The organism is Streptomyces sp. NPDC051976 (assembly GCF_040680795.1).
Lineage (GTDB): Bacteria > Actinomycetota > Actinomycetes > Streptomycetales > Streptomycetaceae > Actinacidiphila.
This window is the reverse complement of sequence record NZ_JBFAXL010000087.1, coordinates 16,166-27,503: the sequence shown is the minus strand read 5'-3', so window position 1 is coordinate 27,503 and position 11,338 is coordinate 16,166. Positions and strand designations below refer to the sequence as shown.

General features: G+C 65.5%; 4 protein-coding genes and 3 pseudogenes. 3 read left to right on the top strand and 4 right to left on the bottom strand.

Annotated features, from left to right (window positions below; translation table 11 throughout):
- Both AB0M29_RS41865 and AB0M29_RS41860 read left to right on the top strand, forming a co-directional pair.
- Positions 1-92: pseudogene (locus tag AB0M29_RS41865) on the top strand (carbohydrate ABC transporter permease); the annotation flags it as partial.
- 85 nt (positions 93-177) lie between these two features.
- On the top strand, positions 178-1,497 hold the full coding sequence (locus AB0M29_RS41860) for a Gfo/Idh/MocA family oxidoreductase (protein ID WP_365392277.1): 1,320 nt from the start codon (positions 178-180) through the stop codon (positions 1,495-1,497).
- Between the two features lie 366 nt (positions 1,498-1,863).
- Here the strand turns inward: AB0M29_RS41860 and AB0M29_RS41855 are convergent.
- A pseudogene (locus tag AB0M29_RS41855) lies at positions 1,864-2,011 on the bottom strand (IS1380 family transposase); the annotation flags it as partial.
- Here AB0M29_RS41855 and AB0M29_RS41850 point away from each other — a divergent pair.
- Positions 2,001-2,239, top strand: a pseudogene (locus tag AB0M29_RS41850) (IS5/IS1182 family transposase); the annotation flags it as partial. The pseudogenes AB0M29_RS41855 and AB0M29_RS41850 sit on opposite strands and share 11 nt — an antisense overlap.
- 1,159 nt (positions 2,240-3,398) lie before the next feature.
- On the opposite strand, the gene AB0M29_RS41845 reads toward AB0M29_RS41850, so the two are convergent.
- The 3 genes from AB0M29_RS41845 to AB0M29_RS41835 form a co-directional block, all read right to left on the bottom strand.
- A complete protein-coding gene (locus AB0M29_RS41845) occupies positions 3,399-5,519 on the bottom strand; it encodes an alpha-L-fucosidase (RefSeq protein ID WP_365392275.1) in 2,121 nt (706 codons plus the stop codon).
- A gap of 877 nt (positions 5,520-6,396) precedes the next feature.
- The gene (locus tag AB0M29_RS41840) at positions 6,397-9,651 is read right to left on the bottom strand and encodes a ricin-type beta-trefoil lectin domain protein (RefSeq protein ID WP_365392273.1); all 3,255 of its coding nucleotides are present in this window, start codon (positions 9,649-9,651) and stop codon (positions 6,397-6,399) included.
- Between the two features lie 171 nt (positions 9,652-9,822).
- The gene (locus tag AB0M29_RS41835; protein ID WP_365392271.1) at positions 9,823-10,134 is read right to left on the bottom strand and encodes a hypothetical protein; all 312 of its coding nucleotides are present in this window, start codon (positions 10,132-10,134) and stop codon (positions 9,823-9,825) included.
- Between the last annotated feature and the right edge of the window lie 1,204 nt (positions 10,135-11,338).

Sequence of the window (11,338 nt, the reverse complement as noted above, 5' to 3'; positions counted from 1 at the left end):
TGTTCCTAGCCACCCTCCCCATCCTCATCTTCTACCTCGCCTTCCAACGCCACTTCGTCAAAGGCCTCACCGGAGGCGCCACCAAAGGATGAGCCACCACGCCGCATCAACTGCGCCACAGCGCCCGTTCCTTTCCGCCCACCCCAACCAGACGTAGGTGAGCACCCCTTGAACCCTGTGATCGACGCCGCGCCCGGCGCCTTCATCTCGGGCGATCTGACCACTCCGATAGACCGTCCCTTGACCCTGGCGATACTCGGCGCCGGTGCCCGCGGATCCGCCTACGCCGATCTCGCCGCCAAGCGGCCCAAAACAGCCCGTGTGGTGGCCGTCGCCGAACCACGCGAACACGTCCGAGACGCCTTCGCCACCCAGCACAACATCGGCCCCTCCTACCGGTTCACAGACTGGCGTGACCTGCTCGATCGACCGCGGCTGGCCGATGTGGCGGTGATCGCGATCCTGGACGCGGACCATCTCGCCGCGGCCGTCGCACTCTCCGACATGGGTTACCAGCTCCTCCTGGAAAAGCCCATGGCGACCACCGAAGACGACTGCGAGGCGATCGCCGCGGCGGCCCGGCGCAACGGCACCGCCCTGGCCTTGGCGCACGTCATGCGCTACACGCCCTACACCGTAAAACTCAAACAGCTGCTGACCGGAGGCGCGATCGGCGACATCGTCTCCCTGCAGCATCTGGAACCGATCGGCTACTACCACTTCGCCCATTCCTTCGTCCGCGGGAACTGGCGACGCGAAGACGAGTCCTCGTCCTTGTTGCTGGCCAAGTCCTGCCACGATATCGACTGGATCATCGACATCATCGGCCAGCAGGTGAAACGCGTCAGCTCCTTCGGTTCTCTCACACATTTCCGGCCCGAAGCGGCACCGGCGGGTGCCACCGACCGTTGCGTGACCTGCCCACTTCAGAACACATGCTCGTATTCGGCGACCACGCTGTACCGCGACGGACTGCGCAACGGCGGCACCAAGAGATACTTCACGAAGATCATCACCGCGGGCGAGCTGACCGAGGAAGCGGTGACCGCTGCCCTGACCGACGGCCCTTACGGGCGCTGCGTCTACCACAGTGACAATGACGTCCCCGACCACCAGGTCGTGAACCTGGAATTCGGCGGCGGCGCCACAGCCTCGTTCACCCTGACCGCGTTCACTCCCCTGGAGAACCGTCACACCAAGATCTTCGGCACCCGAGGACAGGTCACCGGCGACGGCCAGCACATCGAGCTCTACGACTTCCACACCGAGACCCGCACCATCTACGACACATCACTTGACGGCTCGTCAGCGGCAGAAGGACACGCGGGGGGTGACGAAGCCCTTCTCAACGCCTACCTCGACGCTCTGCAGGGCGGTCGCCCCGAACTCGTCGTCTCCGGCACCGAAACCAGCCTCTCCAGCCACCGCGTGGTCTTCGCCGCCGAACGAGCCCGCCGCAGCGGAACGGTTGTCGATCTCACTAGCCTCTCGGACTAGGAGAATCGCGCCAGCCGAATGCGGCGCTCAGCGCGAGCTGGGCGCCTCCAAGAAGATTGACCACCCCGGCCCCCTCAGGCCGGGGGGCGTCCGGCCTGCCCCGTGGCCATCCAGGGGCTCTCGTGATCCGCATTTCGGTCCTGCTTACCAGCCAACACGGCTTCGCCGGAAGAGACTCACCTCTGACGAGTCTGATGGAGGTTAGCCTCAAACTTTCTTGACGGGCCGCCGACGGAGTCGGCGGCCCGTTTTGTTGTCGGTGGCTGTTACTGGGCAGGCCGAGAGCCCGAGTGTCATCTCGGGTGGACGCCGGGTTCCACTGCTCCGGACTGGAACGCTCTCTCGTAGGACCAGGAGAACCGCTGATCAGCCCGGGTCTCGCCTGAGTACAAGCCGTTCGAGAGCGGTCGTGATGTAAGGGGTCCAAGGCCAGTGGTGGGCGAGGCGGAGGATCCGGCGCCCACCGGTGGTGGAGTTGTCCGGCAGCGGACAACAGACGAAGCCGTCCCCTGCGGAAATGGTTGCGCGGTAGGTGCGTCGGCATGCGTATAGCCCGCAAAGGCATCGAGTCGACCGAGCGGCTGGGCCGCTGCCAGTGAGTCATCGAACGGACCATGTCCTTGCTGCCCGGATACCGGCGACTGAGCCCCCGCTACGAACGCCATCCCCGGAACTACCTGGCTTACTCGGCCTGGCCGCCGCCCTCTGCTGCCACGAACACTACGTCCGCCTCACCACATAGGACATGGTCCTGCTCTTGCCCTGGGTGGTAGGGAGGATACGGCGGATCAGTCTGGGACCTTCGCCCTGGCGGGGCCGTGGATGGTGGTGCGGTGCCTGCGGCGCAGACGGAGTCCGGTCAGCCCGATGGCATTCATGACCCGGGCCGACGCGTTTGTGGTTGACCGCCTCACCCCCATCGCGGAGCTCGGCCGTGATCCCCCGGGACACCATAGGTGCCGTCCGAGGCTCGGTGGACGGAGCATCCGGGCGGCCAGCCTTGCGTCGGCCACTTGTGGGCTGCCCGCAGTGACGCCGTCCGGCGCGAGTAGTAGAAAGGTCAATCGGTTCAGGTCCAGGACACGGCACAACCGCTTCACGCGGTATCGGCGCTGGAGATCCGCGATGAACCGACAGCGGTTCGCATGTTCGTCTCCGCGGCGAAACATAGGGCGGCCCTGCGCAGGATCCTCACGTTCCTTCTTCAGCTCGCGTTCTCCCGCCGCAGGGGGGGTGACCTGCGCCTCCAACTCGGACGGCGCCACCGGAGCCGACGCCGGGGCGGCGGCCGGACGGCGGCCCCGCGGACGGCGGGAGCCGGCCGCCCGGATCCAGTTCCGCAGCGTCTCCCCATTGATCCCCAGTCCGCGGCGACCTGCTTGATCGTCGCGTCCGGCTGCGACTGGTGCACAGCGACGGCTTCCGCCTTGAACTCGGCGGAGTAGTGCTTCATGACCACGACACGCCCATCCCTCAGATCCTCAAGATCCACTATCTCGAGTGTCCAAGACGAGGGGCGAGGGCCCACGTGCCGACGCCGGGGTGTCAACTTGCGGACCTGGTACTGATCCAGGCTGACCCGCTGTCTTCCGTCTTCGTTGTCCTCTTCGATCTCCAGCGCACGCCGGCTTGGACGATCACGTCAGCGACCGGATGATCGAGGCCGCACGGTGATCTGGAGGACGTTGCCTACGACCGGACGAGGAGCGCCGAGCCGTGTGGCCGTCGCGGATGCCGTCGGGGTGTCCCGCCGCTCCAGCTGCCTATCGTCGAGCCGCAGCAGGGCCAGTTACGAGCACAAGGCCGGTGTCGCCCAGGCCATCAGCAGAATCTCCATGGTCGGCACCAACCTTGCGTCGTTCAGCCCGCAGTGCGCCCTGCGCAGCGCTGCGGTGTGCGGTTTAGCCCTTGGCGAGGGCGTCGAGGGTGACCCAGCCGTTGCTGGTGGTGGTGATGGTGAGCGTGTGGGTGCCGGGGGACAGTTCCGGGCTGGTGTAGACGGGGACGTTGACGCTGCGGCTGGAGGCATAGAGGTTGACCGAAATCGGGGGTCCATTGTCGATGGACACGTTGGCCGCGCCCTGATCGGAGCCCGTGATGCCGTACCAGGTGATGCCGGTGCCGGTGAAGGTGTAGGTGGCCGTCGAGCCGGTGGCGTTGGCGTTGTGGCAGGAGCCCGAGTAGCAGCCACCCGGGTTGTAGCTGCTGAACGAACCGGTGTAGGCAATGGCTGGGTCGGGGTCGTCGACGGTGTTCTGTGCGACAGCGAGGGCGTCGAGGGTGACCCAGCCGCTGTTGGTGGTGGTGATGGTGAGCGTGTGGGTGCCGGAGGACAGTTCCGGGCTGGTGTAGACGGGGACGTTGACGCTGCGGCTGGAGGCATAGAGGTTGACCGAAATCGGGGGTCCATTGTCGATGGACACGTTGGCCGTGCCCTGATCGGAGCCCGTGATGCCGTACCAGGTGATGCCGGTGCCGGTGAAGGTGTAGGTGGCCGTCGAGCCGGTGGCGTTGGCGTTGTGGCAGGAGCCCGAGTAGCAGCCGCCGGGGTTGGAGCTGCTGAACGAACCGGTGTAGGCAATGGCGGGGTTGGAGTCGTCGACGACGCCTTGTCTGGCGACGAAGGAGTCGAAGGTGACCCAGTTGGTGCTGGTCGCGGTGACCTTGAGCGTGTGGGTCGCATTGCTCAGGCCCTTGCTGGTGTAGACAGGAGTGTTCGTTGATCTGGAGGAGGCATAGAGGTTGACGGTGGTCGGGGGTCCGTTGTCGACGGAGACGGTGGCGGTTCCTTGGTCGGTGCCGGTGATGCCGTACCAGGTGATGCCGGTGCCGGTGAAGGTGACGGTGGCGGTGTTGCCAGCGGTCTGGGAGTTGTGACAGGTGCCCTTGTAGCAGCCGCCGGGGTTGCTGGTGTTCCACGGGCCGGTGTAGGCGACCGCTGGGTCTGAGTCGTCGATGTAGGTCGGGCCACCTGGAGCCAGGCCGACAGTCTGGGCGACAACGGCCATTTGTGCCATGGCGGCGTCGGAGATGTGGCCGTTGGTGCGGTCGTAGCCGACGTCCCATGTGACGTCACCCCCGACGGCGGTGACGTCTTGGGTGTAGTCACCCAGCTGCTGAGCGCTGTACAGCGTGGGCGCGTTCACGGGCGCGCCCCAGTCTTGCTGGGAGCGGGCGAGGTAATTGACCTGCATCTGCACACCGCCGTTGGTGACGAAACGGGAGGACGGCATCTGCGGCCAGCTGTAGGTCTCGCCGGAGGTGTAGTCCGACTGCGTGCTGTACGTGGCGTTCAGAGCACCGCCAGGCGGCGGGGCGAACGTCATCACGGCGTTGGGGTTGCCGGTGCGCAGGGCCGCTGCCATGTTGTCGTAGTACGGCTGCAGGTTGCTGAAGTAGGCGCCGTCGACCCAGTAGCCGTCCACGGCCGTGCCCCACTGCTGCGACCAGGTGCGGATGATGTTCAGCCAGTTCTGCTGGTACGTCGGGTTGGGGGTGAAGTTGTCAGCCGCGGTACCACCGAGCTTGGTCATGACGTAGTTGTTGTGGTGGATCTCGTCGGCGGTGATGTAGACCATGAACTTCAGGCCGGCGGCGTGCAGAGCGGTGCCGAGGTCCTTGATGAGGTCCCGGTGGGACAGCAGGGAGGCCGGGTAGTGGTCGCTGGGGTTGCTCGAGGGCGGCACCAGCGCGTCGAAGGTGGCGTTCGGGGAGTCGTAGTACCCGGTGTTCTGTCCCACGGGAATCTGCAGCCAGCCGGCGTGGACCGACTTCAGCTGCTGCACGACACCTTGGACGTCGTAGTTGTTCACGCGGGTGTTCCACACATCCGGGCTCGGCATGGTGGACCAGTCGTCGGTGTAGACGCTGCCCGGGTCACCGGGCGGGGCGCCTTCGGCCAGGTAGTGCGTCATGACGCCGAACTTGCCCTGGCTCATCCAGTCGGTGGCGGAGCCGCCGACAGCGCCAGCCGGGGAGGTGAGGCTGGTGACCAGGCCGAGCCCGAGCAGCAGCGCTGCCAAGCCTGACAGGAGTGATCTCAGCAGAGTCGGCCTTGCTGGGGTTGGTGAGAAGGGGGTCATCGGATTCCTCTTCGGGGTAGTTGAGTGCCATTTCGCCGGGACGGCTTGGGCTGGAGCGTCGCGAGGGGTCATCGCGGAGGGAACGGTGGTCCCACTGCTGTCACCGACCACACATGTGCGGAGGCGGAGAGATGCGGGCAGCGCTGCGATGGAACGGTACGCAAGGGCAGCGACGCGCCGGGGTCGCCAGCGAGGAGAGGCGGGAGCCGGGCCGGGGTCGGCCTTCACCAGCGCCGTTGGTAGGTGATCAGTCGGCGAGAGGTGCAGTCCGGTCGCACGACCCACGTCCCGGCCCGGGCATGTGACGCTCCCTTGGGTGAGGCAGAATATTTCAGTTGTTGACTGAAATATGTGGCTAGAGTGTGCGGCCGCGACGCGCCGACCGTCAAGAGGAAACGACCGATGAATCCACGGTGGCGCTGGGGACTGCTGAACGGCTACGGCTCGCGTCCGGGACTCCAGCCCGTCCACAAAGCGCCGATGAGCCAGGTCAGCGTCGCCTCTGCCGCATTCCCACGCGGCTGTAGCGCCGTAGCTCACGGCTCACCGAGGTCGCTGCCCGACCAAGTACTGGCAATCTCCCGGATCGTCAGGCCCCTTTCGGGCCGCGAGGCGAACCTGCGGCGCTGCAACAGCGACAGGTGCCGGCCCGAGGGGAGGCATGCCTTCCCGGACGGTGCATCCGGTCCGGTCCGCGTTTCACGGACCGGACCGAATGCTCATCCGCTGTCCGCCCGCCGGGCTGGGCGCGGATGCTGCGTGACGAACGGCACTTAGGCGGCACCGTCCGTGCGACTACTGCCGACCCCGGAACCTGTCAGCTCAACGTCCATCGTTGGCTCGCGGCACCGCTGCAGGTGTCGATGACGAGCGGGGTGCTGTTGGCAGTGCCGGAACTGTTGGCGTCAAGGCACTTGCCCAATGCTTGCAGTCGTCCGGACGCCGGTTCATAGCTCCAGTGCTGGGCGGCAGTTCCGTTGCAGGGGTAGATCTGCACTGGCGTGCCGTCCGCGGTGGAGGCTTGGCGCACGTCCATGCACTTGCCCATTGCCAGGACTGTGCCGTCCCCGGCGACGGTCCACTGCTGGGCCACGGTGCCATTGCAGGTGTACAACTGCAACTGGCTGCTGTCGGTGTTGTTCGCGCCGGGGATGTCGACGCATTTACCGCTGCCCGTGCCGGTGATCGGCCCCGTGGCGGGGGTCAAAGTCGCGGCATGGAGAGTGATGTTGCCGTCGCCGGCGCTGCTGTGTGAGGTGTCTACGACGTAGGTGAGCGTGAGTGTTTGGCCAGTGGACGCTGCCCTGAATGTCAGATCCGCCATGCCGTATCCGTTGCCTGATGGGGAGTCGAAGGAGCCGGTGTAGACGGCAGTGCTGCTGTCACTGAGTGAGGCGGTCAGCTTGCCCTTGGCCGACCACGCGCCCAGGTAGACGCGCAATCGCTGGGGCGTGGTCGTCGCCGGCACGGTCAGTTGGAAGCCGTAGCCGACTGAGGTGGCATACAGCCCGGTCGGTGTGGCTGTGGCCGAAGCCGTGGGTGTTCCGGCGGTCCAGGTGTAGGTGACCTGGCTGTCGGTCAGCTGCCTCGGATACGCACCAAGCGGTGCGACCTTGCTGATCGCCTGAGTGACGCCGGCTTTGTGATCGAGGCTGGACGCGTCGCTCAGTCCCCAGTGCGCCCAGTCGGTCGTGCCCTGTGCTGTGAGATCGACAGGGCCCGCCGGCTGGGTGCCGACCGACCCGGTCAGCGAACCGCCCGTGGTCGCACCGCCCTGCGGCGTGATTGTGTAGCTCTGGCCCGCAGTCGTGGCGAAGGTGTAACGGTTGCCGTTCGCGGTCGTCGACACCGTGTTACCGGTCGAGTCGGTGACCGTGATCGCGCGTCCGGGCCAGGGGCTGAGGACGGTCGCCGGACTGCCCGCGTTGTCCGCGGTCAGCGATACGTTGGACACGGTTGTGCCGTCGTAGTCGGCACTGACCAGGAAGCCGCCCTGGACCCGCAGGTTGCTGAAGTGCCCGGCCCGACCAGCCGGGTAGTCCGGGAACAGCCGGATCGTGCCGTTGACCGACTGCAACAGCATCGCGTTGACCGCATCGGTGGCGCCGGCCGATTCCAGACCACCGACGTCGGTGGTGCTGGTCTGATTGGGCTGGACCGTGGCCGCGATGCGACTCTTGAGCAGCGAGAACAGGGAGGCTGCCGGGTAGCCGACGCGAGCGGCGACACCGAAGCTCTTGGGGAAGTTGTTGGCCTGGCTCCAGGTGTTCATCGCGTTCAGGGTGTTGATCGCCGCCTGCAGCTGTGCCGGCGGAGAGTCGAGGTTGAGCTGGTCGAACGGATGGATCATCTCAAGATTGCAGATGGTCTGGTGGTTTTGGAGCATGGTGGCGAAGCTGGTGTCGTGGTCGCTGGTGTACACGGTCTGCCCGTTGTACGTGTCGGTGGCATAGGCAGGCAGGTTGTTGAGGATGTCCCGCCACGCCGGGACCATCGAGCTGTCGACACCCAGGATCTGGCTGTACTTCACCGCGGACTGCAGAATCTGGTTGGCCGTTGCCAGGTCCAGTGAATCGTCGTGGGTCCAGTCCCCCTCAAACGCAGCGCCCATGAGGTGGTACTTACCGTCGGATCCCTTGGACCCGAGATGGTCCTGCCAGAACTCGGCCAACTGCTTGATGTACGGATACAGCGTTCCGCTCAGGTAAGCGTTGTCGGGACTGTATTCGTACCGGTAGATCATGTCGACAGCGGCGTAGCTCGCGGCCGTCGGCTGGTTCCAGAACCCCCAGTACGTGGACGATCCCCACGGCCCGATGCCCAGCGGATACAGGTAGCCGCGGGTGGTGGCCGGAATCGTGTTCTTGAAGTTCTGTGAGATCCACTGGTTGCTGGTGGCCGGGGTCGCCGCCAGGGTGGCGATGTTCGCCGCGCCGGTGCCCTCGTAGTCGACGATCGACTGGATATAGGGGTCGGCCAGTTCCGGACGGTTGCTGGAGAACACGCCGTAATACGCGGCCTCGTGATTGTAGTTCAGGAAGTACGCGCTGTTCCACATCGGGGTGTCGACGGTGGTCCACCCGAACATGGGAGCAGCTTGAGACCCGCTCCTGGACGCGCTGCCCATGATGTACTGCGAACCGTAGTAGTACTTCTCGACCGTGGTGTCGAAGACGCGGACGTAGGACTTGAGCCAGAACGCTTTCCACCATGCCTGGTGGGCAGCCGACAGGGATGCCACGGCCGTTGTGTCCAGGCCTGCGACAGCGTGCTGGGCATCAGCAACCTGGGTGGTGTCGTTCTTGCCGCCGGCCACGGCTGACACGACGGTCACGGTCTGTCCTGGGTTGACAGTGAACTGAGCCGTCGAGGTGCCGGTCGAATTCGTGGTGACCGTCGCGGTGGAGCCCAGTACGCGGGTGGCGATCGCAGCTCGAGAGACCCACTGGCTCCCGCTTGCCTGGATGGTTGAGCGGGACGCCCAAAGCGTCGAGCCGCTGACCCCGGAAGAGGCTGGGTAGGAGGCGTTGTCGGCCTTGGTCCACGTGTCCAAGTTGAGCACCACCGGACTGTTTCCAGTGGTGGACACCTCGGTCACCAGCATGTCTCCGTTGGTGTCGGAGGTGTAGCTGCGGGTGTGGATAGGCGCCCCATTGATCGTCAGGTCTGAGCGCGCCTCGGCGTTGAGAAGATCTTCGGTCTGGTTGTACGTCGTACCGCTGTCGATCCCGGAGGCCGGCCGCCGCAGCGTGATGCCACCGAGGGCTATCGGGTGGACGTTGTCAGTACCGGGTGAATTCGTCCAAAAGTCGTTCTTGGACAGGTACAGGCTCTCGCTGTGGGTGTCACCACCGACCGAGACAGTCAAGTCACCGTTGCCCAGCAGTGGCCCGTCAGGTTCCAGCTTGGTGGTGGGACTGGTAGGCGGTGCGCTCCAGGTGGGGTTCAGGCTTGGCAGGAAGCTCTGGATCGCGGCCCAATCGGCGGTACTCCCAGTGGCGGGTGTCGCCGCAGTCGCCCCTGTGGCCGGTCGGGCCGCAGCTGGCGCAAGCAACGTCGCGCCGACGGTCACGATCGCGATGATGATCGCTCGCCATGTTCTTAGTGAGCCCTCGTCGGCTCGTCTTGGATCTTCTTGCACGCTGGATCAGCTCCTAATCCGAAGGTGGATACGGGTGGGGACACTCCTCCCCCCGTAGTGGTTCACCCGGTCCGGCCCACCCTCAGCGACCGGACCGGGAGTTCATCCCTTCGTCGCTCCGCGAGTCAGGCCCTTGACGAAGTGCTTCTGTAAGGCGAGGCAGAAAACGAGGATGGGCACAGGGGCCAGGAACACCAGGGCGAACAGCTGCCCGCAGTCGCTCTGGTGTGGGCAGTCGCGGCGGGCGGCCTGGCTCGCCAACTGGGACGCGCGCGGTGCCGACACGGTCGCGGCCACTGCCGTGCAGGCAACAGCGCCCCAGCAGACCGCGTTGCCTGGCGAGGATGCCGTCGGCAGACGTTGGACATGGACGACCGGCTGGAACGGCTCGGTAAGCAGATCCCTGCCCAGCATGGGCCCATGCTCGGAGCGGAGTTCATTGTCGCGGCAGGCGATCTCGGCGCCTTACGCGGACACCGGCCACATTGCCTCTGCAGCAGGGCTGCTACCTGCCCCGCGCGACTCCGGCCGCCGCACCGGTAACCTCCACCGACCCAAGCGCTACACCCTTCGGGGAGCTCGAAGATGCCATTGCTGAGTCCTCGCGTGCGAATCCCGTCCGCGGTCAGCTCGACGCCGTCGACCACGAGCGGAACGGCGGCGTTGAGTCCCGCGCCCCGAGTACTGGCCGGGGCTTGCCAGCAGTTGATGACAATCAAGTGGCTGTCCCGTCGGAGGTATACGAAGGGACAGTCGTGGTGCAGGATCCGCACGGGGACGCCACATCCCAGTGGGCGGGTCAGCTTGCGCAGCATGATCAGCACACGCACTTGGTGCACCAGGGACGTCTCGCCCGTCTGCGCGCTTTGCGTCGGCCGATCCGGATCGGGGTGGATCGGCCGACGCCGGCGATCCGCCGGGGCGGTCGAGAAGCCGGCGTTCGGACCGGCGTCCCATTCCATTGGGGTCCGTGAACTCTGCCGATCCTGGGTGTCGAGCCGACTGCCTCCCTTGTCCAGCGGGCCGGCGAGGTAGCGCATGCCCATCTCATCGCCGTAGGACAGGTAGTCAAAGCGCTCGATGATACCGGCCAGACCACCGATGCCGTCGTCGTCGGAGTCGGGGAAGGTGGTTGGATTGATCTGGTTGAGCACTGCCTCGGAGAGCCATGCCAGTGCGGACAGACGGCGCGACATGAGATGTCTGAACCCCTTCGCCATACGAGTCAACTGATCACAGCAGACCCCTGACCTCCGGGTCCTGTGCCACTCTTCATCGATTATTAATGAAGATCATCTTTTTATTCCCGAAACGTTAGGAAGTTTGCACTCGGTCGGACGAAGCGTCAAGTGGTTGGAGAGGAATCGATGGACGAGCGCGACCTGCGCTGGTTCGGAGCTCCCTGCGGCCGACCCACCACGACCTACCACCGCGCTGCGGATGATCTACACCAACGCCGTCAACGAGAGGCTTGTGATCAGCCCGTCGGGCTTGCGGTAGGTGGGATCGCACGCCTCGCGGAGATGTACCGGCCCCCAGCCGAGGAAGCCATCGTCGAGCTCCTGGAGTGGGAGCTGGTCGCCGAAGTCCTCCCCGACCCATACGCGCCGCGTCCGCT

Bases quoted from the DNA above. Each gene is read 5' to 3' on its own strand.
- AB0M29_RS41835 (WP_365392271.1), bottom strand. From the start codon at position 10,134: ATGCTGGGCAGGGATCTGCTTACCGAGCCGTTCCAGCCGGTCGTCCAT.